Annotated in this window: 25 protein-coding genes and 5 tRNA genes; 3 read left to right on the top strand and 27 right to left on the bottom strand. The window is 41.7% G+C overall.

Going from position 1 to position 22,820, the window contains the following annotated elements; all coding sequences use genetic code 11:
* Positions 1 to 181 precede the first annotated feature (181 nt).
* The 20 genes from CSV79_RS04065 to acpS form a co-directional block, all read right to left on the bottom strand.
* Positions 182 to 255 (bottom strand) — tRNA-Gly (locus CSV79_RS04065).
* A 27-nt stretch (positions 256 to 282) separates the two neighbouring features.
* A tRNA-Leu gene (locus tag CSV79_RS04060) sits at positions 283 to 369 on the bottom strand.
* A gap of 67 nt (positions 370 to 436) precedes the next feature.
* Positions 437 to 512, bottom strand: a tRNA-Lys gene (locus tag CSV79_RS04055).
* 83 nt (positions 513 to 595) lie between these two features.
* Positions 596 to 667: transfer RNA gene (locus CSV79_RS04050), tRNA-Gln, on the bottom strand.
* Between the two features lie 53 nt (positions 668 to 720).
* Positions 721 to 792 (bottom strand) — tRNA-Glu (locus CSV79_RS04045).
* Between the two features lie 253 nt (positions 793 to 1,045).
* Entirely contained in the window at positions 1,046 to 1,498 is a 453-nt protein-coding gene (locus CSV79_RS04040) for a SprT family protein (RefSeq protein WP_199171865.1), read from the bottom strand.
* Between the two features lie 15 nt (positions 1,499 to 1,513).
* Complete coding sequence (locus CSV79_RS04035; RefSeq protein WP_369824911.1) at positions 1,514 to 3,670, bottom strand: Tex family protein; 2,157 nt, start codon at positions 3,668 to 3,670, stop codon at positions 1,514 to 1,516.
* A gap of 96 nt (positions 3,671 to 3,766) precedes the next feature.
* A complete protein-coding gene (locus CSV79_RS04030; RefSeq protein ID WP_099687743.1) occupies positions 3,767 to 4,363 on the bottom strand; it encodes a PP2C family serine/threonine-protein phosphatase in 597 nt (198 codons plus the stop codon).
* Positions 4,360 to 5,148 carry an RNA polymerase sigma factor SigB gene (gene sigB / locus CSV79_RS04025; protein ID WP_099687742.1) on the bottom strand — a complete coding sequence of 263 codons (789 nt, stop codon included), beginning with the start codon at positions 5,146 to 5,148 and terminating at the stop codon, positions 4,360 to 4,362. The genes CSV79_RS04030 and sigB overlap by 4 nt, the downstream gene beginning before the upstream one ends.
* A complete protein-coding gene (rsbW, locus tag CSV79_RS04020; protein ID WP_099687741.1) occupies positions 5,123 to 5,596 on the bottom strand; it encodes an anti-sigma B factor RsbW in 474 nt (157 codons plus the stop codon). Before rsbW ends, sigB begins: the two co-directional genes overlap by 26 nt.
* Positions 5,583 to 5,924: an STAS domain-containing protein gene (locus CSV79_RS04015; protein WP_099687740.1), complete on the bottom strand. Its 342-nt coding sequence runs from the start codon at positions 5,922 to 5,924 to the stop codon at positions 5,583 to 5,585. Before CSV79_RS04015 ends, rsbW begins: the two co-directional genes overlap by 14 nt.
* A gap of 95 nt (positions 5,925 to 6,019) precedes the next feature.
* Positions 6,020 to 7,024 carry a PP2C family protein-serine/threonine phosphatase gene (locus CSV79_RS04010; protein ID WP_099687739.1) on the bottom strand — a complete coding sequence of 335 codons (1,005 nt, stop codon included), beginning with the start codon at positions 7,022 to 7,024 and terminating at the stop codon, positions 6,020 to 6,022.
* 13 nt (positions 7,025 to 7,037) lie between these two features.
* Positions 7,038 to 7,439, bottom strand: coding sequence for an anti-sigma regulatory factor (locus CSV79_RS04005; protein WP_099687738.1), 402 nt, complete (start codon positions 7,437 to 7,439; stop codon positions 7,038 to 7,040).
* A 2-nt stretch (positions 7,440 to 7,441) separates the two neighbouring features.
* Positions 7,442 to 7,804, bottom strand: a complete 363-nt coding sequence (locus CSV79_RS04000; protein ID WP_099687737.1) for an STAS domain-containing protein — start codon at positions 7,802 to 7,804, stop codon at positions 7,442 to 7,444.
* 4 nt (positions 7,805 to 7,808) lie between these two features.
* Entirely contained in the window at positions 7,809 to 8,633 is an 825-nt protein-coding gene (locus tag CSV79_RS03995; protein WP_099687736.1) for an RsbT co-antagonist protein RsbRA, read from the bottom strand.
* Between the two features lie 185 nt (positions 8,634 to 8,818).
* Entirely contained in the window at positions 8,819 to 9,169 is a 351-nt protein-coding gene (locus CSV79_RS03990) for a type II toxin-antitoxin system PemK/MazF family toxin (RefSeq protein ID WP_099687735.1), read from the bottom strand.
* A 4-nt stretch (positions 9,170 to 9,173) separates the two neighbouring features.
* On the bottom strand, positions 9,174 to 9,479 hold the full coding sequence (locus tag CSV79_RS17360) for a transcriptional regulator (protein ID WP_099687734.1): 306 nt from the start codon (positions 9,477 to 9,479) through the stop codon (positions 9,174 to 9,176).
* A gap of 154 nt (positions 9,480 to 9,633) precedes the next feature.
* Positions 9,634 to 10,749 carry an alanine racemase gene (gene alr, locus CSV79_RS03980; protein WP_099687733.1) on the bottom strand — a complete coding sequence of 372 codons (1,116 nt, stop codon included), beginning with the start codon at positions 10,747 to 10,749 and terminating at the stop codon, positions 9,634 to 9,636.
* A gap of 87 nt (positions 10,750 to 10,836) precedes the next feature.
* Positions 10,837 to 11,886, bottom strand: coding sequence for a LolA family protein (locus tag CSV79_RS03975; RefSeq protein ID WP_099687732.1), 1,050 nt, complete (start codon positions 11,884 to 11,886; stop codon positions 10,837 to 10,839).
* A gap of 95 nt (positions 11,887 to 11,981) precedes the next feature.
* Complete coding sequence (acpS, locus tag CSV79_RS03970; RefSeq protein WP_099687731.1) at positions 11,982 to 12,338, bottom strand: holo-ACP synthase; 357 nt, start codon at positions 12,336 to 12,338, stop codon at positions 11,982 to 11,984.
* A 68-nt stretch (positions 12,339 to 12,406) separates the two neighbouring features.
* Between acpS and CSV79_RS03965 the strand changes: the two genes are divergently transcribed.
* Positions 12,407 to 13,015 carry a rhomboid family intramembrane serine protease gene (locus CSV79_RS03965; protein ID WP_099687730.1) on the top strand — a complete coding sequence of 203 codons (609 nt, stop codon included), beginning with the start codon at positions 12,407 to 12,409 and terminating at the stop codon, positions 13,013 to 13,015.
* Between the two features lie 310 nt (positions 13,016 to 13,325).
* On the opposite strand, the gene CSV79_RS03960 is transcribed toward CSV79_RS03965, so the two are convergent.
* From CSV79_RS03960 to CSV79_RS03935, 6 genes are all read right to left on the bottom strand, one after another.
* The gene (locus tag CSV79_RS03960; RefSeq protein ID WP_099687729.1) at positions 13,326 to 14,837 is read right to left on the bottom strand and encodes a PH domain-containing protein; all 1,512 of its coding nucleotides are present in this window, start codon (positions 14,835 to 14,837) and stop codon (positions 13,326 to 13,328) included.
* Complete coding sequence (locus CSV79_RS03955; protein WP_099687728.1) at positions 14,830 to 15,309, bottom strand: PH domain-containing protein; 480 nt, start codon at positions 15,307 to 15,309, stop codon at positions 14,830 to 14,832. Before CSV79_RS03955 ends, CSV79_RS03960 begins: the two co-directional genes overlap by 8 nt.
* A 134-nt stretch (positions 15,310 to 15,443) precedes the next feature.
* The gene (gene cshA / locus CSV79_RS03950; protein WP_099687727.1) at positions 15,444 to 16,958 is read right to left on the bottom strand and encodes a degradosome RNA helicase CshA; all 1,515 of its coding nucleotides are present in this window, start codon (positions 16,956 to 16,958) and stop codon (positions 15,444 to 15,446) included.
* Positions 16,959 to 17,386: 428 nt separating this feature from the next.
* Positions 17,387 to 18,079 carry an alpha/beta hydrolase gene (locus tag CSV79_RS03945; RefSeq protein ID WP_099687726.1) on the bottom strand — a complete coding sequence of 231 codons (693 nt, stop codon included), beginning with the start codon at positions 18,077 to 18,079 and terminating at the stop codon, positions 17,387 to 17,389.
* Entirely contained in the window at positions 18,076 to 19,443 is a 1,368-nt protein-coding gene (locus CSV79_RS03940) for a UDP-N-acetylmuramoyl-tripeptide--D-alanyl-D-alanine ligase (protein WP_099687725.1), read from the bottom strand. Before CSV79_RS03940 ends, CSV79_RS03945 begins: the two co-directional genes overlap by 4 nt.
* Before the next feature lie 14 nt (positions 19,444 to 19,457).
* Positions 19,458 to 20,519: a D-alanine--D-alanine ligase gene (locus tag CSV79_RS03935; RefSeq protein WP_099687724.1), complete on the bottom strand. Its 1,062-nt coding sequence runs from the start codon at positions 20,517 to 20,519 to the stop codon at positions 19,458 to 19,460.
* A gap of 222 nt (positions 20,520 to 20,741) precedes the next feature.
* On the opposite strand from CSV79_RS03935, the gene CSV79_RS03930 reads away from it, so the two are divergent.
* Together CSV79_RS03930 and CSV79_RS03925 are read left to right on the top strand one after the other, a co-directional pair.
* Positions 20,742 to 21,926, top strand: a complete 1,185-nt coding sequence (locus CSV79_RS03930) for an FtsW/RodA/SpoVE family cell cycle protein (protein ID WP_099687723.1) — start codon at positions 20,742 to 20,744, stop codon at positions 21,924 to 21,926.
* 73 nt (positions 21,927 to 21,999) lie between these two features.
* Positions 22,000 to 22,344 carry a zinc ribbon domain-containing protein YjdM gene (locus tag CSV79_RS03925; RefSeq protein WP_099687722.1) on the top strand — a complete coding sequence of 115 codons (345 nt, stop codon included), beginning with the start codon at positions 22,000 to 22,002 and terminating at the stop codon, positions 22,342 to 22,344.
* Positions 22,345 to 22,409: 65 nt separating this feature from the next.
* Here CSV79_RS03925 and CSV79_RS16730 read toward each other — a convergent pair whose 3' ends face one another.
* Positions 22,410 to 22,559, bottom strand: a complete 150-nt coding sequence (locus CSV79_RS16730; protein ID WP_158232460.1) for an Lmo0850 family protein — start codon at positions 22,557 to 22,559, stop codon at positions 22,410 to 22,412.
* Positions 22,560 to 22,820: the final 261 nt, after the last annotated feature.

Raw genomic sequence — 22,820 nt, 5'->3', positions numbered from 1 at the left:
CGTTCGTCCTGAGCCAGGATCAAACTCTCCATAAAAGAGAAATTCGATTAGCTCGAGTTTCATTTGCTGGCATCAATTAAGATACTCATTTTGTTTATGTCACCGACAGAGTCGATGCACAAACGTTTATTTCGCTAACGTTTTGCTGTTCAGTTTTCAAGGTTCAGTTTATTAAGTAATATGGAGCGGGTGAAGGGAATCGAACCCTCATCATCAGCTTGGAAGGCTGAGGTTTTACCACTAAACTACACCCGCATATAAAATTGTATTGGTTAGAATGTTTGGTGCGGTAAAGAGGACTTGAACCTCCACGGGGTTAACCCCCACTAGGCCCTCAACCTAGCGCGTCTGCCATTCCGCCACTACCGCTCTGTTTTAGCGACAAACTCTATTATACATGACTGATCTACGATGTCAACAACTTTTTTAAAAAAAGTGGTGAGCCGTACAGGATTCGAACCTGTGACCCTCTGATTAAAAGTCAGATGCTCTACCAACTGAGCTAACGGCTCGTTTCAGTAGTAATGAAACGAATTGTACCAAATACCTTCTTTAGATTCTATAACAACCGTTAGAAACGACTGTAATAAAATGACTGGGGTAGCTGGATTCGAACCAACGAATGACGGAGTCAAAGTCCGTTGCCTTACCGCTTGGCTATACCCCACTAATGATGATTTGAATCCAAATCTCTAGGCATTCGTTTGTGATTACTAAAAGTGACCCCTACGGGATTCGAACCCGTGATACCGCCGTGAAAGGGCGGTGTCTTAACCGCTTGACCAAGGGGCCTTCGTTATAATGTCTGTCGAACATGCAAGCAATTTGTTTCGCTTGTCTCACTCGACTTTTACTATTATAGACAGACTCATTCATTTCGTCAACTGTTTTCGTTAAAGTTTTTAAAAATACTTTTTAAACACCTTGGAAACCTTGATTTAACAACGTTTACCTCGTATTTGTTTTTCATTTTAATTTAATTGACAGCTGAACTTATTACTTTCAATAATAAAGACAACCAAATCATGACGACTTGGTCGTCCTATTAATTCACCTTGGTAATTTCACCTGCACATTTACCGCAGCGATACTTTCTGCAATTCATTCTTCTTCTTCTTTGATATTCTAGACCACAACTTACACAACGATAGATATGAATGACAGAACTCTTGGCTCGGCGTTGTGCAAGTGGCTTACAATGACGTGGTGAATTCGTGCTTTGCAATAACTGTTTAAAATCATCATCCCCATGTTTATACCCTCTTCCTTCTATATGAAGATGGTAATGACACAACTCATGCTTAATGATTCCGATTAATTCATCTTCATCATAGAGTTGTATGACGAGAGGATTGATCTCGATGAAGTGATTGGATAACTTATAACGGCCACCTGTTGTACGTAGCCTTTTATTGAAGATCGCACGATGTCCAAATGGTTTATAAAAAATATCTTGTGAAATACACTCGACCAGTTGTTGTAGTTCCTCGTCCGACATACTCAATTTCCTCCTTTATTTAGTTGGAGGTAGCATCGTTAATGCTATACGGCCTTTTTGACGATCGACTGAATCAATCCAGACGGTTACAATATCACCCGATGCCACAACATCTAGTGGGTGCTTGACGAATCCTTTTTTCAGTTTTGAAATATGGACTAACCCATCTTCAGAAACACCTATATCAACGAAAGCACCAAAATCAACCACATTTCGGACGGTTCCTTGCAGTTCCATTCCTTCATGCACATCCTTGATATCCAGCACATCAGCTTTCAATAACGGCTGAGGATAATCGTCACGCGGGTCTCTATTTGGTCGTTGCAACGTTTGGATAATATCTTGAAGTGTAATTTCTCCTACATCTAGTTGAGATGAGAGTTGTGCAGTATCTACTTTTTCAAGTGCAGCTGTAACTTCTGGTGTTCCTAGTTGGGATTTCTGTAACCCTAATTCTTTTAATATCAATTCTGCAGTCTTATAACTTTCCGGGTGAATTCCCGTTGAATCAAAACGTTCTTTAGATTCGGGTATGCGCAAGAAACCTATAGCTTGCTCGTATGTTTTCGCACCGAGTCTAGGAACTTTCTTCAAGTCTGTCCGCTTCGTGAACATACCCGCTTCTTCTCTTGCTTTAACTATATTCTCTGCGACTGTTTTAGATAGGCCCGAAACATATTGCAAAAGAGATGATGAAGCTGTATTGACGTTGACTCCAACCCGGTTAACTGCCGTTTCAACGACGAACGATAAAGATTCCGTCAAATTCTTCTTCGCCACATCATGTTGATATTGCCCGACACCTATAGATTCTGGATCAATTTTTACTAGCTCGGACAGCGGATCTTGTAAACGACGCGCTATGGACACCGCACTACGTTGTTCAACTTGTAAATCTGGGAACTCTTCTCTAGCTTGTGGCGATGCTGAATACACACTCGCTCCCGCTTCATTGACAATGACGTAGGAAACTGGTTCTGTCGCTTCTTTAATCAGATCTACGATGAACTTCTCGGTTTCCCGCGAAGCCGTTCCGTTACCGATTGCGATGATCGATATTGGATACTTCTTCAATAAATCTAGTATTACTTTTTTTGAAGCTTCTTTTTGCGGCTTTGGGGGGTGCGGATAAATCACAGAGATATCATGTAGCTTCCCTGTTTCATCTACTACTGCTAGCTTGCATCCCGTACGGAAGGCAGGATCGACACCAAGAACGGTTCTACCTTTTAACGGCGGTTGCAATAAAAGACTTCTTAGATTTTCGGAAAATACATGAATCGCCTGCGTTTCTGCTTTTTCAGTGAGCGCTGTTCGCACTTCTCTTTCAATAGAAGGGGCGATTAATCGTTTAAACGAATCTTCCAATGCTTCTTTTATATAGAAAGCCGCTGGGGTCGCAGTATGCTTTAGATAGGTTCTTTCTAAATCGCCAACAATACGAGCAGATGGGAAACTTACGCCTACGCGCAGAACATCTTCTTTTTCTCCACGATTGATTGCTAGCACTCGGTGGGGTACGATTTTATTTAGCGGTTCTTCATATTCATAGTAGTTTTCGAATACTTTACGATCGTCTTCCGCATCTTTTTTCAGAGTTGCAGTCAATTTACCAGTGGACCATGTGATTTTACGAATTCTCTCACGCATAGACGCATCTTCGGATACACGTTCAGCAATGATGAATTTTGCACCTTCTATAGCATCCTCAATTGTATTGACTTCTTTTTCAGGATTAATATACGCTTGTGCTACCGTTTCGATTGACGCAGATGTTTGCTGCATCAACTGATCCGCTAATGGTTCCAGACCATTTTCAATAGCAATCATCGCCTTCGTCCGGCGTTTTTGCTTATACGGGCGGTATAAATCTTCAATTCTTTGCAATACTGTAGCACGTTCAATTTCAGCTTTTAATGAATCATCTAATTTTCCTTGTTCTTCTATTAAACGAAGCACTTCTTCTTTCCGTTGTTCTAATGCTTTCACATAATGATACGCATTCTCAATATCCTTAATTTGTACTTCATCTAATGATCCCGTCGCCTCTTTACGATAACGGGCAATAAAAGGTACTGTGTTGCCTTCTTCTAAAAGTGCGATAACACTTGCAGTTTGACGTTTGTCAATTCCTGCTCGACTCGCAGTTGCTTCCATAAGATCTCTCGACATTTCAACCACCCTTTCTCCTTTCCATATAATAGCATATATTGATAGCGCTTTCCTTCCTACGCCTTCTATTTTTATACATAAAAAAACTGCCTCAACTTAATGAAGCAGGCTTGCCGCGATAAATGTCGCGTCATCATGATCTTCAATCGTACTTTCAACCTTCTTGTACAACTGATATGGTGTTGAATTTTCCTGCAAGTACTTTTTCGGACTGCGCAAGTTCACACCATCCGAATGAAGGAAAAAACGATCATTCTTATGATACGGATAGCGTTGTGTGCGCAACAATTGTGGACGTCCAGATAAATAACCCATGACCGGCAGAGGATAAATCATCTGACCATTTGATTGTAAAATATATAGACGGATATTGCCGACACAACTATACTCCAAAGTTTGTTGTGCATAATAAACTTTTACAATACCGACCGCGGCGCCACGTTTATGGAACATCTCCTTATTGCAACGCAGTAACAAATCGTCAGGTGATTCATGATGATATTCTTCCAGAACTTCCGGGATCACTTCAGCAGATTCCATTGCAAGTAACCCACTCCCCAAGCCATCTGCAATTGCACAAATGAAATAATCTTCTTCTGAATGAATGTAGTAAGCATCCCCAGAATCTTTATTTCCTTTTTTCGACTGTTGATAAATACAAGCTTCTACATATTCATTCTCAAAAGTTTTCACTGTTTTGCACCACCGCTCGTAAGAATAACTTCCTGCAGTTTTTTAATCGCTTTCCTCTGTAACCTAGAGACATGCATTTGAGATATATCCAATAATTCCCCAGCTTCTTTCTGACTCATCTGATCAATATATGTATACTGGATAATTTGTCTTTCGCGCTCGTTTAGGACATTAAGGGCATTTAACACAAGCATTCGCTGATCTGTTTTTTCAAACCCATCATCAACTTCACCTATAATATCAAGCAACGTAATCGTACCGCCCTCGGAATCAGCATCTAGCGTATGATCTATCGACAATGCCTGATAACTCCGGCCCATCTCCATCGCTTCAAGTACAAGTTCTTCGTCTGTATTTAGGTATTCAGCGATTTCATACACCATAGGTGAACGCTGAAACTCTGTCGTCAAGACCTCAACAGCCGCTTTTATCTTCGGTCCCAATTCTTTAATGCGGCGCGGCACATGAACAGCCCATGTCTTATCACGAAGAAAACGTTTAATTTCACCAATGATTGTCGGTACAGCAAACGCCTCGAAACTCCGCCCTTGTTCCGGATCAAAACGACGAATAGCGCCCAATAAGCCAAGCATTCCCGCTTGCACAATATCCTCGTGATGCGATTGACCCCTAGAATATTTACGAGCAATCGAGTGAACGAGTCGTTCGTAATGAAGGACCAGTTGCGTCTGCGCTTCCTCATCATTATTCTCCTGATATTCGTGTATCCATTCAATCACTTGTTGTTTCGTTTCATTGTCACGAGAAGACTGTTGATTTGACATGCCCTTCTCCCCGCTCTCTGCCCAAATATTTGGTCATGAAAACAATGACGCCCTCCCCATGATCAACTTTTACTTCATCCATCAGCGTCTCCATCAGATAAAGACCTAAGCCACCTTCTCTAAGCGGTGACTCTTCATTCCAATCTTGATAAGGTCCGACTTTCTTTTTCGTTTCTTCAAAATCAAAACTTTGTCCGTGATCTGTAACAACAATCTCTAAACGATCTTCGTAGATGGCACAACCTAAAATGACTTCGCCCGCTTTCCCATCATCATAAGCATGCTGCACCGCGTTCGTCAACGCTTCACTTGCTGCGATTTTCAAATCCTCGATTTCGTCATATGTAAAGCCGACACGACTCGCAAGACCCGATATCGCAAGACGTGCAACACCTACATATTGTGGCTTAGCAGGAACTTTTACTTCGATATAATCAAACACTTGCATCATCTTCGCCACCTTCAGCCTGTTCTATCTGCATAATTTCATTTAAACCAGTGATTTCAAACAGTCGGTACAGACGTTGATTCAAACCTTTGATTACTAAACTACCATTATTAGCTGTTACTTCTTTATAAAAGCCAACAAAAACACCCAGGCCTGTACTGTCCATATAATTCACTTCAGATAAGTCCAACTCAACTTCCATTCCTTCTGCTTGCTCTAAACTAGCTAAATGTTCCTTTAGTTTTGGCGCTGTATATATATCGATTTCCCCGATAATCTTAAAATTATGAACCAAATCTTTATCTATTTGCTCTACTTGTAAATTCATATCGACACCCCGATTAGTTTCTTTATTTTTTTCATTGCATGTACATTTTTCTGCACACCTTTTGTTTTATACCCATTTCTGAACAAACTAAACCTTTAATTTACTTTCTTTAAAATAACTAATGTGAAATCGTCATGCAACACATAATCCTGCATTTTAGATAGTTGGTTAAATATAAAGTCAACCATCGTCTGTGCTTTTTCACACTTTACATCGTGCAATAACTTTTCAAGGATATCTAGCTCAATAAAGCCTTTTTCTGTTCTCGTTTCAGTGACACCATCCGTCATAACAGCTATGAAGTCCCCTTCTTCTAATCTAACGATGCGTTCTTCATATTTCGCACCTTCCTGTACGCCAAGTAAGAGCCCTTTGCTTTCTAATAGCAAAAACTTCTTTTCCGCCGCACGGTAAAGGAGTGCTGGTTCATGTCCAGCTGATGCATATCGGAACGTAGAAGTATCCGTATCATATTTCCCATAAAACATAGAGATGAACATAGAATCAGAAATACTTTTTTCAATCATATTATTAATGAAACTAAGAACTTCTGAAGGACTTCTCTGTTCATAACGTAAACTATCCATACCGAATTTCACCATGGACATATGCATAGCCGCTGACATACCTTTACCGATGATATCTGCAACCGCCAAGCAGACTTCATTTGAAGTTTCGTTCAAAAAGTATACGTAGTCCCCGTTCATTTGTTTAGCTGGTTTTGAGATCCAGCCAACGTCCAGCCCAATCACTTCCGGAGTGGTCGTCTGTAGTAGAGTATTTTGCACTCTTACCGCAATGTCCATCTCCATTTGGATGGACTCTTGTTTACGTATAAGACTCTGATGTTCTTTTAGTGCAAGTCCATAATGAATCATCATTTCAATTAAGAAATCAAACGAAACACCAACATCTGCCGGCAAATCTTCAATCAATTCTTCAATAGAGTTTTTGTGAATACTAATGACATCTTCCGGTGCTATGTTCTTCTCTATAAAACTACGGCTGAACTGCTGACCTAAATAGAGATCTTCCTCTCCTTTAGAGTGCAGATAATTCTCCAGCATTTGCTTATACTGCTTACCCGCCTCTTGTGGCATTGTAGCTCAACTCCTAGTGCAACCATTTCGTCGCTGTAATCGTAGTTCCGACTCCAACTTCCGTTTCAATGCGGAAGTCGTCCATTAACCGTTTAACTCCTGGCATACCTGCGCCTAATCCACCTGAAGTTGTATAGCCATCCGTCATAACTTTCTGTAAATCCGCTATACCCGGCCCTTCATCTGAAGCAATGATAACTAAACCTACACGCTGTCCGACTGTAATGGATTGAATCTCGATTCGCCCTTTTCCAGCATACAGATAGATAGTTCGTGCTAATTCGCTGATGGCCGTTGTAATTCTCGCTTGATCCACCGTTCCAAAGCCCGTGCTTTTTGCTTCGTTACGACCCAATTGTCTTGCAGCAACAATATCCCATTCCGTATTTATATCTATAGAAGACCTGTGTTCCATGGTCAGGCCTCCAATTCTCTAGTCAATTTCTCAAGCCTGTTCTCCAGATCTAATGCAGTTATTACATTTTCTAGGCGGATGCCAAGTTCGATTAATGTGATAGCTACAGATGGTTGAATACCTGTAATGACCACTTTCGCACCCATCAAACTTGTCATATGAATGACGTCACCAAGTACTTTTGCGATAAAGGAATCAATGAAGTCGATAGGTGTCAAATCAATAACAACGCCACGAGCGGATGTCTTATGCAGTTCATTCAATAAATCCTCTTGGAACTGTAAAGCGGTCTGATCATCCAACTCCACTTGAATCGATACAATCAATGTTTCTTTCAGCTTTAGAATCGGGATTCGCATCTTCATCCTATTATTCCTCCTCCACAATAGTACGCCCTGTCATTTGCAATGCTTTTTGCATGCCGCGTCTCAACGTACTCGTCGTTGAAAAGTCTGTTAGATTAATGCCAAGCGTCACGATTGTCTGCGCAATTTCCGGACGAATACCCACTAACATACATTTCGACCCTACAAGACGGACCGCATCTGCCGCTTGTATAATATGATGTGCGACCATCGTATCTACGACTGGTACACCTGTGATATCTAGCAATACTACTTCTGCACGTTGCTTCACGACACCTTCTAGCAAGTTCTCCATAATCAGCTTCGCACGCTCCGTATCAATCGTACCCACTAAAGGCATGACAGAAATCTTTTCGAATACGGGAATGAGTGATGCAGAAAGTTCTTGTAACGCTATTTTCTGCAAGCTATCTGTACGCTCCCATTTCACGGAGTATTCCTCAATAATACTTTCACGCAACGGATTAATCCAACTTGCGAAGATATTGACTCCTTCGCGGAGGTTTTTGTCTGTTAAAATCCCATTCTCGAAAAACAATTCATATATAACGGAAGAAAATGCGTCGATTGCCCGGTTGATAAATTTTATCGACCATCCAAAATGAATGATTTTCTTTGTAAACTCGTCCAATCGGTCTTTATCTACTTGCTCTTTAGTGGATAAATTTGATGTCATCAATTCAGTGAATTCCCTACTCATCGTTGCCACTACTGGAGCCGGCATTATATCTAGAAAACGTTCATCTGAATGGTCTTTCATCCTCTCTATCCAGCGCGTAGTAATAGTTTCAATGTTATCAAATATACTATTTCTCATGACTTCGTTCATCCAGTTTCGTCCTCCCTATTTCTTCAGTTGTCTCTATTGTAACGAAAATCTACATAAACTACATGTTTTTCGCGACGTTCCTTGAAAATACTACAAAAAAACACTATAGCCTTTTGGCTATAGTGTTTTATAGTGAGCAGCCATACTGGCGCTTGTTTGCAAAAACTGTAGTTAGAATATGTATGCTAAAACTTAATGAGCCCGAAGCTGACTTGTAATGCTCCATCGACTTGTTTCATTAACGTATCATCTAAGTGCGTAATTTTGTCTGTTAGCCTAGACTTGTCGATTGTGCGGACTTGCTCGAGCAGGATGACTGAATCCCGCTCGAAACCATGCCGTGCCGCCGTAATTTCGACATGTGTCGGCAATTTTGCTTTTTGTATTTGCGCAGTAATAGCTGCCACGATTACTGTAGGACTAAACCGATTGCCGATGTCATTTTGTATGATCAGTACCGGCCGCGTCCCTCCCTGTTCAGAACCGACTACAGGCGACAAATCTGCAAAAAAGACGTCTCCACGTTTTATTGCCAACTTTTCAACCTCCGCTGACGCAACGTTCCACGGTATGCTGAGCTTCAAATTCCGCATATAAACACTCTGCCGCTATGTTAAGATTAATCTGCGACATTTCAACATAACCCCTGATCATAGCTTCCCGCAATAAAGAAGCTTCACCATTTTCCATATGTCTCGCTGTTGTCATATAAACGAAATCATCTTGCAACTGCTCCCGTTTAAAGGTCGCATCTTCATTTTGCTGAAGCGATTTTGTTGAGGGTATACCTAGTATTCTTTTATTGTTTTTATCTGTACGCAACTTGAGCACCTCCGACAAACCCATCCCTTTATTCTATATCAAGTCTATCTTACCATTTATATTCTAATAAGAATAGACAAGGATTGAACTCTTATGACAAGATACACAAGTTTATTCGCTAGTTTGTCGAAATGCACGATAGTTGCGACGACACTTTCCTTCTATACATAAGTCTTATTTAATTATAAATTCTAGGTATCCTAGATGAAAATGTTACGGCTATTTCATATGGGATGGTGTCTAGTCGATTCGCCCATTCTTCTACCGCAATCTCTTCATCCCCTTGTTTACCAATTAACACTACTTTTTCACCTTCCGGGAATACATGCGGTAACCTAATCATGCATTGATCCATGCAAATCGTTCCAACGATTGGAGCACGCCTGCCTCCTATTAATACTTCTTGCCCCGTAAGACCACGTTTCAAACCATCCGCGTAACCTATCGGCAACGTGCCAATCCATTCTTCTTCGTTCGTTACGTATCTCCCACCGTAACCCAGCGGTTGACCAGCCGCCAATTTCTTGACATATGCGAGTTCCGTTTCAATCGTCATCGCTCTCTCAAGCGCAAACGGTAATCTTTCCTCTACCACTTTGGACGGCGCAATACCGTATAGGCTAATCCCGTAACGAACAGCATCAAGCGCATATTCCGGAAATACTAATATCGCAGCGCTATTCGACGCATGAACAAGGCGTGGTTTTTCAGGAAAACAGCCAACTAGTTGCATGAAGTGATGAAATTGTCTCTTCGTCAACCCCACGTCCTTTTCATCCGCACGCGAGAAGTGAGTGAATGCACCATCAATCGATAGGTGGTTGGACTGATTGATGTATTTTACTATTTTCGCGAGCTCTGTTTCAGTCCGTACCCCTATTCTGCCCATTCCACTGTCGATTTTTACATGGACCCTACATTTTTTTTCGTATGGTGGCTGTTTATTCACTTGTTGTACCCAGGTATCACTCGTAACTGTCAACACAATATCTTGCTCCGCAGCCACTTTTACAAATGAACTAGGTGAAGTTCCTAACACAAGAATATCGACATTTTTAATATGTTTTCTTACGGTCATCGCTTCATCCGGTGTAGCCACAGCTAGCATTCCCGCCCCCGCTTGTAATGCAGCAAGGGCTATACGTACCGCCCCATGTCCATAGCCATCCGATTTTACTACAGCAATTAGCTGAGTTTCTTTCGGAAGATAGGACATGACACGTTCCACATTATGCTTAATGGCCTTTGTATCAATTATTGCCCTTGTCGGTCGATAATCCGTCTCGTTGAACACCTTGCTTCACCTCGTTTTGGATAGACTATCTACTAAAATTTATTATCCATCCGAAAGCAGAGGTTAGTCAATTGATTGAATCATTGATTATTTTGCTTCCGTTACAGTCATTGAATTGGCAACAGTGAGTAACTCCTCTTTGCTTAATGTATCAGATGCTACGAAGAATGCCACACCGTCCACTTCCCATTGAATCGATTGCTCTGTCAAAGCCGCTACCGCAAATCCTAAATCCACTGGATCACCTTCTATAGATACAGGTAATTGATTCATCGGCTGCGCTGCCGGCTCTTGGATCACGACATATTCTTTCTCACCACTAAATGTCATCAAGATACGCTGCCCATTTTCTGTCTTCATGACTTGTTCATCTGATAAGGTAGTACCTTCCCAATTAACTGCTGGATAATACGTTTGGTAATCTGTTTCTTCTCCTGTTGATTCTTCATTAGCGGAATCATCTTCTTTTGCTTTATCATCCGACTCTGCTTGATCGCTTTCAGCTTTCGGTTTTTCCATTTCCTTTACCTTGTAATCAGCTACTTTATGCTCGACACCGAGAGAAATCTTCGCGAATGTAATCGCAATCTTTTCTGCACCCGTCTCGTCGTGAATGGTTACTTTGCTTGGTAATAATGTCTTCTTATCAATATGAATCTTTTGCGTTGGCAACAGGGTCTTATGATTATTGCGGGTTGCTGTTTCAAAAACGTATTCCTTTTCTTTCTCTTCCATCGTGGCTGCTTTGTCAGCCTTCATATCTTCAGCTAATGTTCCAATTAAATATCCTTGACTATTTTGCGCCGGCCAATCACTTTGGAACTTGTAGGTCTTGCCTATAGATGGTGTTATAACAAAAACGCCTTCCTCATTACGAACGATCATTTGTGACTCTTCGTTCCCCGATTGTGTTACATTCACTTTGTAGAATTCCGGTTTAGTGTGCCATACTTCTACGTCATACACCCGTGGCTCTGCACCTGTTTTAATTTCCATTGAGGCATTTAGTTCATAGCCCTTCGTTTCATTCCATTTTGCGCTGAGCTTCTTCATGACATCCTCTTTAGAAGGTTTACCGCATCCTCCTAGTACTAGCATGACCGCTACGACAACTAACAACCAAAACTGTTTCCGCATTCAATTCATCCTTTCTCCAATCAATTCGGGTAGCTTATCTTATGAGAGGGATGTATTGAATATGCGAGCTTGTGTAAAATTGTGATAGATCACGTTTAAGTTTCCATTAAAATAACTTGCGCAGCGGCGACCGTTTGCGTGTGCGTGATACTGACGAATCCACTTACAGGTCGCCCGTGAAAGTATAGTACCGGACGACCACTTGGTTCCGCAATGACTTCAATGTCAAGAAAGCCACAATCCGTGCCAATTCCTGTCCCACGCGCTTTTGAAAATGCTTCTTTTGCGGAAAAACGGCCAGCCAAGTACTCTGTTTTACGATGACCACTTAAACTTTCATAGATTTTCAGTTCCCTTAGAGATAAAATCCGTTCGCGAAACTTTGCGTTACGTCCATCCAAACGCGCGACGCGATCTAGTTCGACGATATCTAATCCAATTCCTTGTATCAAAATAAACGTCTCCTTTCCAATTGACGTGAAAAATAGGTATAATCATTATAGAAGATTGAGGTGAAACTATGTTTATACGTACTGAAAACTTTTCACAATATGTTCGCGCTTATCCTGTCGTGACATTTTTGCTGGCACTGAATATCGGGATTTATCTTTTGACGTGGATTCCCGGCATTGGCCACCAGATATTTTTATATGGTCTAGGGAATAACTTCCTTATCGCCAATGGAGAGTATTGGCGATTACTTACACCGATGTTTTTACATGGCGGGTTTATGCATTTACTGTTTAATATGTTCTCGTTATTTATATTCGGACCGGAGTTAGAAAAAATTGCAGGGAAAGCACGGTTTATCACAATCTATATGCTTGCTGGTATTTTCGGTGATATTGCTACGTTCTTCCTGCAAGGTCCTGAATATACGCATGTTGGAGCGAGCGGTGCAATCTTCGGTGTCTTCGGTGCATTTGGTGCGCTTGTCTATTACACGAAGCACGTTTTCCCACAATTGAAGCAAGTAATCCTGCCGATTATTGTGATTAGTGTCGTGATGACGTTTTTAGGGTCCAACATTAACGTCACTGCCCACATCGCAGGAATTATTACCGGTTTCTTGATCGGGCTTAGCTACTTTAACCCTAAGAACATTGTTAGCTGGCGGAAGAAACGGTAGTCGACGATAAAGAAGGATCGGAAAGTATACCGTTTCGCTGCGTTCCAGGCGGACGCGTTCGGGAGGATCAGTGTGCGCCTTGAGACCCTGGACTGAACGTAGTGAGGGAAGCGGCTCAAGCCACACCCTCCGGAAAGCGCCCCCTTCTGTAGCGAGAGCCGTTGCGAAGTACGGCTTTTGCGAGTAAAAGCGTAGCGTTAGGAGCACGTCTTTGCTTTAAATCCCGGACTACTCATAAAGTAATTTCACTTATACTAAACTTCCTATTTCTACAAACCAAGCCAGACAAGTATAAACTTGTCTGGCTTTTTTATTCTTTACTTTCGGGGTGATATTCATACCACGCTAAGAACTGTTCCGCCTTTTCTTCTGACATATGGCGGATAGCCGAAGCATCTAAAGACATGCCGGATTTTACGTTGATGGTGAGTGTGGCAACTTTTTTTCTTCGGTGGAAATAGTTTTGATCCATCTCCATCGACTGAATACGCTCCTTCACCGTAAAGACGGTATGGCGGCTAATCCCTCTAAAGCGCATCGTTAGTTGTTTTGGCAAGATCGTATAAGCGGCAGTTTTATATTGCCAGATGCCGTGTATAAACACGACGGGCAACAGTAATGCCGCAAACAATCCGTACGGGAATAGATAGTAAGATACCGCCACTACGATGAGTAACGTAATAAACAATTTCAACCTGTAATAGAAGTACCTCCCACGTTTGCCGATCACTTCGCTCGGTTCACTGAAGTCCACATTCGGAAATAGTTCTTGCAATGGTTCGATGATGCGATTGCGTTTTGCCAAAGGGAATAGTTTGATGCGTGAACTTTCACCCGTCCCCCCTGCACTATTAAGTATCACCGTCGCATAGCCAAAGAGCTGACGAAACGGGTTTTCTACAACGGTAATATTTTGTACACGATTTAACGGAATCGTAACGCGCTTTTTCTCAAGTAATCCACGCGTGATCACTAAATCATTTTTATCAAGCGCTACTTTGAAATCATAATTCGCCACGAACGTCATGACGACTGATAGTAACCAGACAAGCAGCAAGCCTAGCACAATCATAATACCAATGACGAAGACACCAATTTTAACAAAGGACTCCAACTCGCCAAATAACCAATCAAACGGAATGAGTTCCTCTATTTGCGATAGGAAAACAAAGGCACCTGATAAAATAACGCCAATTCCGCCAGACGTAGTTGCCAGCATCAGCAAATCTTTTGTTTTCATCGTAAATTTTACTGGTACGGGGGTTGTGTGTTCTACCAAGTCTTCATGTTTCTTCACTAATACTAGTTCTTCATTTTCATATTGGTGTAGCACTGGTCCGATGATTTTCATTTTCTTCGCACGCTGCATCTCTTCTTCAATTCGTCCAGCGGCTTCTTTGGTGATTGCAGTCAACTCGGCTTCCGCGTCTTTACCCGACGAAGAGCCTGCTGTCTCCACTTTTACTTTCACCAATTGAAAGGGTCGATGAAAAATCCCTTCTGTGTAATCAAGGCTCTGTATTCGATCAAACGGAATATAACGCTTTTTTCGCACGAATAACCCAGACTCCATACGCAATTCTTGGTCTTCAAACCAATAATCAAAACGGCGCCATTTGATGATACCAGATACTAATGTAAAGATGAGTAACAGACTAAAAAATATTGCGGACCAATACTGGAAGTACCAAGGACCCGAACTTTCGCTTTTGAATCCATTAACTAAAATTACGATAATGAATGGTCCAATTAAGTCTTTTAACGCCTTAACCGTTTCAACTACCGCTGTGATCCAGTGTAATTTATAACGTTGTTCAGACATCGTCTTTCGCCACCCTTGCGAACGTTGAAATACGATTACGAAGTTCATCCGCTTCTTCCGTCACTAAAACCGGAATTGAATGGTTCGTTGCTGCGGTTGAAATGGTAATCGATGCCAGACCGTATTTACGTAAAATCGGTCCTTCCGCTGTATCAACGTGCTGTACACGTACCATCGGAATCAACGTGCGATTGACGATGAACAAGCCGTGCTGTAGCTCAATTTCCGCTTCGCGTACCTCATAGCGCCAACGTTCCCAACGAACTTTCGGAAACAGATAAATAGAGAAAAATGCATGTAAAACGACGCACACTCCGACTACTACCATAATCCAGATCGACCACTCGAAATGGTACGCCAGAAAGCCTAAACCAATCCCAACAGCTAGTACTATCAAACTTTGAATACTCCCATAGACTCTCCAGACCGACAATCCTTTCCTAGAGATTTGATTTGCTGGTTGTCGTCTCAACCCACCCACCTCATTTCACAATTCCTATTATGTATACGTTCTAGCATACAAAACGTTTCACGCCACTTGATCCTATCATACCATTAAAAAAATCCGAGCTGCTAAAAGCAAGCCCGGATCTGAATTAATTATTTTTATTTCTCTGAACGACTGCTACTACGACGTGATGCGCCATCTCTTCTGCCGCCGCCTTCACGTCCTCCACTGCGTCTTGAACCGCCAGTGCCACCACCGCTAAAGCTTCTGCTACGTCCACCTTGAGAACGACCGCCACCGCTGCGGTTCCCACCTTTGTAGCCGCCACGATCACGTGATGAAGGCTTACGTGAAGGTAGTGGACGCTCTTCCGTGATGTTGACTGGTGTTTCGTCAACATCTTTCGTTAATGAACGAAGAGCTGCTGCTACGATATCTTTTGGATCGAATTTTTCAAGTAATTGTGCTGCTAATCCAGTGTAATCTTCTGAATTATTTTGTTCAATAGCTTCGGTTAAAGCATCAACCGCAATTTTCTTCTGTTCAAGCAATGCTTCGTCAGATGTTGGTGGACGCAAAGGTGTCATACGCTTCTTAGTCGTTTCTTCAACGATTCGAAGGTAACCCATTTCACGTGGCGTTACAAATGTAACAGCCATTCCACTTTTACCCGCACGGCCTGTACGTCCAATACGGTGAACATAGCTTTCTGGATCTTGTGGAATATCGAAGTTGTAAACGTGCGTTACACCTGAGATATCCAATCCACGAGCAGCTACGTCTGTTGCTACTAGTACATCAATTTTATTATCTTTGAACTGGCGTAATACTGACATACGCTTCGCTTGCGTCAAGTCACCGTGGATTCCTTCAGCCATATAGCCGCGAATGCTTAGTGCGTGAGCCAGCTCATCTACCCGGCGCTTAGTACGACCGAATACGATAGCAAGTTCAGGTTGTTGAACGTTCAACAATCTTGATAATACATCAAATTTCTCACGTTCGTGTGATTTTACAAAGAACTGCTCAATGTTTTCAACAGTCATTTCTTTAGACTTAATCTTTACGATTTCAGGAGTCTTCATGAAAGTTTCTGCAATTTTACGGATCGGAGCTGGCATAGTTGCTGAGAATAGCAATGTCTGGCGCTCAGCCGGTACAGCTGCAAGAATTGTATTAATATCTTCAATAAAGCCCATGTTTAACATTTCATCAGCTTCGTCTAGTACAAGCGTTTGAACATTATCAAGTTTCAATGTTTTACGGTTAATATGGTCCAAAATACGTCCTGGTGTACCCACTACAATATTGGGATTGTTGCGTAGCGCACGGATTTGACGTCCAATTTCTTGTCCGCCATAAACAGAAAGAACTTTCGCACGGCTACCGAAACCTACTTTATAGATTTCTTCTGATACTTGGATTGCTAATTCACGAGTTGGTGCGATGACCAATGCTTGAACTGCTTGGCTTTTCGGATCCAATTTTTCGATGATAGGAATACCGAACGCTGCCGTTTTCCCAGTACCCGTCTGTGCTTGCCCGATTACGTCGCGACCTTCCATTCCAAATGTAATTGTACCTTCTTGGATTGGTGTTGCCTCTTCAAACCCCATGCGTAGCAAAGCGTTTTGTGTTGTTTCACTAATATTTAGTTCTGAAAACTTCGTCAAATTATTCATTCTCCTTTATTTCTTCATTTGACAATTGGTTACATTCGCAAATGAAAGCGCGGCAAATTCGAGCCATGTACTTTGAAAGTTGGGAGCATTTCCGATAGTTCCATCTCTGATTTATGGAGGAAATCTTTTGGAAGGATTCCTGCGAGTGCAGAGGGGTCATATCAATTACACCTAGCGTAATTGCGTCCAGATTTTTATGCAGCACAATGTAAAACCTGTGACATACAAGGAAAGCTCGGTCCTTGCCGAGCGGTGAGATCGGCAAATCATTGCTAGTTTGCCTACATATCCACCGTTTTATTCAAAAAAAAGTACTCTTCACAAAAATGGAAGAGTGCTGTTGTAAATGTATCCAATTCCTTTCATCATTCTAACACGGCTTACAACTTACTGCAACGAATCCGCTTATGTTGCATTAATCAGTCTTCTGTCAGAAAATGCAGTACCTTTTCAAACCAGATATTTCGATCATCGCTATAGCAAATATGATGCTTACCATGTTCAGAATAAATTAGTTGCTTTCGTGCTGACCCTAGTTGTTCGTATAAAACGTCTGCAGTGATGGCTGGAACAATTCCATCTTGCTTTCCTTGCACAAGACAAACCGGAGTTTTGACTTCATGATGATACGGTTTCACTAAACGCACGACACGTAAGAACTCTATCGCAGCACGAATCGGTGTATGTGTCAGCTTATAGTTATATAAATGATAGAACGAATCTGTGGGATAATTTTTACGTCTAGATACTTTTATCATGATCCTCGCATCTTCCGCTAAGATCCGCGGACTAATATACTTTGCAGCTGCACTTAAAAGCACCAGTTTCTTTATCGGATAACGTAAAGTCAAATACATTGCGATCAAGCCACCCATCGAAAAACCAATAACGATGACTTGATCTACTTCTTTCAATAGGCGTTGCAATTCGAGTTCCGCCGCCATCACCCATGACTCCATAGAACCTTTTTGTACACCCTTACCTAGTTCATGCCCTGGTAAAACGGGAACCGCAATTTGCCAATCGGTATGACTTTTCAAAAAGTGTCTAAAGGGAGCAACCTCAAAAGGTCCACCTGTGAAGCCATGGATGAATAATACGCCTGTCGTCACAATATACCCTGTAGCGGCCCCATGATTCGCTCTAGCTTCATGCCGCGAGAGCCTTTAAACAACACGACTGTATCCTTTGTTAATCTCGGGCGCAATGCTTCTACCACTAATTCTGCGTCTCTTGCTGTCCACATAACTTCTCCAGGATAATCGGTCAGTTGATCGGCTAACCATTTCATTCGACTACCGTACAGCACAACCCCTTGTAGCTCTAACTTCTTCAAATCATCAGCCAGTCCTTCATGGTAGTTCTGCTCGTCAGGCCCAAGTTCAAGCATATCACCTAGAACAAGCCATTTATCCTTACGCACTGTTGTCTCTCCCATGAAACGGAAAGCCGCTCTCATAGAAGTTGGCGCTGCATTGTATGCATCATTAATGAGTAGTGAACCATTTACACCAGCCATTGGTTGCATACGCATATCAGTCAACTTCGTCTGTTCCAATGAAGTTTTGATTTGCGCTTCAGTCAAGCCTAGTTCCACTGCAATAACGACAGCTGCTAATGCATTTTTCACTTGGTGTGCACCGTAGACTGGAATCGTAAATGTTCCTTCCACCTTGCCATGTACAGTGAATGTACTTCCTTTACTAGTTGATTGAATTTGATCCGCTGTCAAGTCCGCCTGTTCATAACCGAATGAAACTGTACGAAGAGATGACTGATTAAAGACAAGATCACGCAATAACGGTTCGTCACCATCATAAAGAAGTAATCCATCTTTCGCTAAGCCATCAATGATTTCAAACTTCGCTTTGGCAATACCTTCCCTAGAGCCTAGATCTTGCATATGTGCTTCTCCAATATTTGTAATGATCGCAAAATGAGGTGCTGCCAGTGTAGATAAGAAGGAAATCTCGCCAAATCCACTCATCCCCATCTCAAGAATTGCAACTTGCGTATCATCTTCCACAGCTAACAACGTCAATGGCAGTCCTAATTCATTATTGAAATTGCCTTCTGTCTTCTTCACTTTGAAATAAGGCGATAACACACCCGCCAATAAATCTTTGGTAGATGTTTTACCATTAGAACCTGTTACGCCAACGACCGTACAGTTCAATTCGTTACGATAACTACGAGCCATCTGTTGCAAAGCTCGCTCTGCATCATCGACAAATAAAAGCGGGACGTTTGCTGGTGGATTCGGTTCATCTCTTAGCCAAATAGCGGCTACAGCTCCTTGTTCAAAAGCATCTTTAACAAACTGGTGGCCATTGACTTGCTCTCCACGAAAAGGGATGAAAAGATCACCATTTTGCACGTGGCGAGAATCTATACAGACACCTGTTACTAGTTGCTGTGCAATTTGTTGGCCCTCCACTTGTAACCATTGCTGAATCGTCGATAAGTTTCGTTTCACGTTATATCCTCCACTCAGTCCATTGTATATTGCAATTGCTGTTTTTCCGTGTGGCGTTCAATAGCTAGTTCGATTAGACGGTCAATAAGTTCTGGATACGTTAGGCCAGTCTTTTGCCATAGTAATGGGAACATACTCGTTGGTGTAAATCCAGGCAATGTGTTTACTTCGTTGATCAACACTTCATCATCTTGCGTTACGAAAAAGTCAGCACGCACAAGTCCAGCACAATCAAGCACTTTGAATGCGCGGATTGCCATGTCTTTCATATGTTGCGCCGTGTTGTCTGGTATTTCTGCCGGAATAGATAACTCTGTGCTTTGGTCTTGATACTTCGCCTCATAGTCATAAAAGTCAGCTACTGGACGAATCTCTCCTGCGACAGATACTTCAGGATAATCGTTTCCAAGAACGGCCATTTCGATTTCACGTGCAGTAATCCCTTGTTCGATAATAATTTTACGGTCAAATTTCAATGCCAGTTCAACTGCTTGTTGAAGTGATTCACGATCTTGCACTTTACTAATCCCTACACTTGAACCAAGATTCGCAGGTTTAACGAACATCGGATAAGTTAATTTTTTCTCTGCTTCATTCATTAACGCCCCCGCCCGTTGCTGCCATTCACTACGTACAAAATGGACATATTCTACTTGCGCTAAACCAGCCTGTGCGAATAATTGTTTCATGACGACTTTGTCCATACCTGCAGATGAAGCAAGCACACCGTTTCCTGCATACGGAACATTCAACACTTCAAATAATCCTTGTACCGTACCGTCTTCGCCGTTCGTCCCATGAAGAAGCGGTAATATTACTTCCGGCATATCCCCTTGCAGAAAGCTATCGATATGATCTGGTTTTGATTTTTCTGCTGATAAGCGTAGCGTTTTAATATCCGTTACCGGTCCAGTCAGTGGTGCACCTTTTATCCATTGCCCTTGAATCGTGATGTAGATTGGCAATACTTCATATTTAGTTAAATCTAGCGCCTGTGTCACTGCTCGCGCTGTAGAAAGAGACACCTCGTGCTCTGCTGATTTCCCGCCATATACTAAACCTAATCGCTTTTTCATATTAATCTCCTCACATTCCGTTATTTTCATTCCTACAGTTTACCATGAATGGAGCCAATTCATGAATGAAAAACCAATGATAGACATTCTTTTTACTTATTAAAGAAACTAAACATTTCACAATGCGTCAATTAATGAGTGTACTTCTTAAAAAGTTTTACGATATAATAGGAGATTATAGTAGCTAGGAGATAGATTACTTTAGAAAAGGTGAGTGCATAATTGAAACAATCAAATAGGCTAGGTGAACGATTCGATTGGACGCTTGCCTTTATCATTTTATTATTCGCGATTATTAGTTTTTTCGTCATCGGTTCGGCTCAAACATCAGAGCAATATACACAAAACTTCGTTATTAAACAAGTTCGATGGTATGCGTTAGGTTCCCTCATTGTCGCGATGGTGATGTATTTCGAACCTGATCACTATAAAAAGATGGCATGGTTCTTTTACGGTTTCGGAATGTTCTTATTGCTATTCCTTATGTTAGCACCCGGAGGTCCAGGTCAGATTGCAGAAATGCGTTACAGTGCGAAACGTTGGTTGCATCTACCGGTTATCGGTACGATTCAACCTTCCGAGTTCATCAAAACATTCTTCATCATCGGTCTTGCACGAATGGTAAGTTCACATAATGAACGCATTCTGCACCGCACGTCTAAAACGGACTTTTTATTGCTCGGTAAAATTGCCTTAATGCTAATCGTTCCTTTGTTTTTTATTATGAAGCAGCCAGATTTAGGTACATCGCTCGTCTTTATTTCGATTACAGCAGCCGTAGTCATCGTTTCAGGTATATCATGGAAGATTCTCGCTCCACTTTTCGCAGTTGGTGCAGCTTCTGCAGGCGGTTTGCTGTGGATGGCACTTTATGCGCAGGATGTAATGGATAAGATTGGTTTTGCTCCGTATCAGTTTAAACGTGTGTATTCGTGGCTTGATCCGTACTCTTACCCAACAGATGAAGGATATAACCTGATTACAGCAATGACTGCTATTGGGTCTGGCGAGTTAACAGGAAAAGGGTTTCTCGGACGAAATGTCTATATTCCGGAAAATCACACAGACTTTATCTTTAGCGTTATTGGTGAAGAGTATGGCTTTATCGGGGCATGTGTAGTGATCACACTATACTTCATTCTAATCTACCATTTAACGAAAGTCGCACTATCTTTACACGATTCATTCAGCATCTATGTTTGCGTAGGTGTTATTGCGATGATTGCTTTCCATGTATTTGAAAATATCGGTATGAACATTCAGTTGTTGCCAATCACAGGAATCCCGTTACCGTTTATTAGTTATGGTGGTAGTTCCTTGTTTAGTAATATGCTGGCGATTGGTCTAATCTTCAGTATGAAATTCCATCAACGAACGTATTTGTTCGCATCGGACGATAATAACTAATTGCAAATAACGTAGGGTCCCCTTTCCCGGTAGGTACAAGTCGTGTAAACTGTATAGGAAAGGGGGTTTTTTTATGTCAACTTTACCAAATTGTCCAAAATGCCAATCTGAATATACATATGAAGATGGGAACCTTCTCGTTTGTCCAGAGTGCGCACACGAATGGACACTTGAATCTATGGATGAATCAGCAACGGAAGTTACTCAAGAAGTAAAAGACGCTAACGGGAATGTCTTGCAAGATGGAGATTCCGTAACTGTTATCAAGGATTTGAAAGTTAAAGGAAGCTCCAATGCGCTAAAGATGGGGACAAAAGTAAAAAGTATTCGCTTGGTTGATGGGGATCATAACATCGACTGTAAAATTGACGGCTTTGGTGCCATGCAATTAAAATCCGAGTTCGTTAAGAAAATTTAATTACTGAAAAGCGAAAAGATCACCTCCGATTCATTCGGGGGTGATCTTTTCGTTACGATGCGCTATCAATTTGTTTGTACAGGCGGTGCTTGCACGACAGGTGTCAATGCTTGTAACATGTCACTTCTAGATTTTGTGAGTGTTGCGGAAACACCAAGCTTTGCCAAATTGGAAATAATCTTCTTTATGTCCATCTCTTTAGCCACTTCTTCCACCTCAACCTTCCTAGTTAGTTATATAGACGTTTAGCAGCTCATGAAGTTCTCTTTTTAAAAAAGTATTGTTATTCCTATCATACCACTCTGAAAGCAATTTAAATCTTTCATTTATGTTACAAATGAAAATTTTTCAAGTATTTTAGCTTACAATGCTAAAATCATATTTCTCACATACCCCATATGCGTATATTACTACTACGGTTAGTTCTGATCACCGGCCAAAAAAGTTCAAACACTACAAAGAGTCTTTTGGGTTTC

It is taken from the genome of Sporosarcina sp. P13 (assembly GCF_002743055.1).
In the GTDB taxonomy this organism is placed as follows: Bacteria; Bacillota; Bacilli; order Bacillales_A; family Planococcaceae; genus Sporosarcina.
The sequence above is the reverse complement of the archived record's forward strand: the minus strand, read 5'-3'. Positions and strand labels throughout refer to the sequence as shown.

What these genes read in the sequence shown, in the direction of transcription:
- CSV79_RS04040 (WP_199171865.1), bottom strand. Translation starts at nt 1,498, where the DNA reads ATGTCGGACGAGGAACTACAACAACTGGTCGAGTGTATTTCACAAGAT.
- CSV79_RS04035 (WP_369824911.1), bottom strand. Translation starts at nt 3,670, where the DNA reads ATGTCGAGAGATCTTATGGAAGCAACTGCGAGTCGAGCAGGAATTGAC.
- sigB (WP_099687742.1), bottom strand. Translation starts at nt 5,148, where the DNA reads ATGTCAAATCAACAGTCTTCTCGTGACAATGAAACGAAACAACAAGTG.
- rsbW (WP_099687741.1), bottom strand. Translation starts at nt 5,596, where the DNA reads ATGCAAGTGTTTGATTATATCGAAGTAAAAGTTCCTGCTAAGCCACAA.
- CSV79_RS04015 (WP_099687740.1), bottom strand. Translation starts at nt 5,924, where the DNA reads ATGAATTTACAAGTAGAGCAAATAGATAAAGATTTGGTTCATAATTTT.
- CSV79_RS04010 (WP_099687739.1), bottom strand. Translation starts at nt 7,024, where the DNA reads ATGCCACAAGAGGCGGGTAAGCAGTATAAGCAAATGCTGGAGAATTAT.
- CSV79_RS04005 (WP_099687738.1), bottom strand. Translation starts at nt 7,439, where the DNA reads ATGGAACACAGGTCTTCTATAGATATAAATACGGAATGGGATATTGTT.
- CSV79_RS04000 (WP_099687737.1), bottom strand. Translation starts at nt 7,804, where the DNA reads ATGAAGATGCGAATCCCGATTCTAAAGCTGAAAGAAACATTGATTGTA.
- CSV79_RS03995 (WP_099687736.1), bottom strand. Translation starts at nt 8,633, where the DNA reads ATGAACGAAGTCATGAGAAATAGTATATTTGATAACATTGAAACTATT.
- CSV79_RS17360 (WP_099687734.1), bottom strand. Translation starts at nt 9,479, where the DNA reads ATGGGTTTGTCGGAGGTGCTCAAGTTGCGTACAGATAAAAACAATAAA.
- CSV79_RS03975 (WP_099687732.1), bottom strand. Translation starts at nt 11,886, where the DNA reads ATGCGGAAACAGTTTTGGTTGTTAGTTGTCGTAGCGGTCATGCTAGTA.
- CSV79_RS03965 (WP_099687730.1), top strand. Translation starts at nt 12,407, where the DNA reads ATGTTTATACGTACTGAAAACTTTTCACAATATGTTCGCGCTTATCCT.
- CSV79_RS03960 (WP_099687729.1), bottom strand. Translation starts at nt 14,837, where the DNA reads ATGTCTGAACAACGTTATAAATTACACTGGATCACAGCGGTAGTTGAA.
- CSV79_RS03935 (WP_099687724.1), bottom strand. Translation starts at nt 20,519, where the DNA reads ATGAAAAAGCGATTAGGTTTAGTATATGGCGGGAAATCAGCAGAGCAC.
- CSV79_RS03925 (WP_099687722.1), top strand. Translation starts at nt 22,000, where the DNA reads ATGTCAACTTTACCAAATTGTCCAAAATGCCAATCTGAATATACATAT.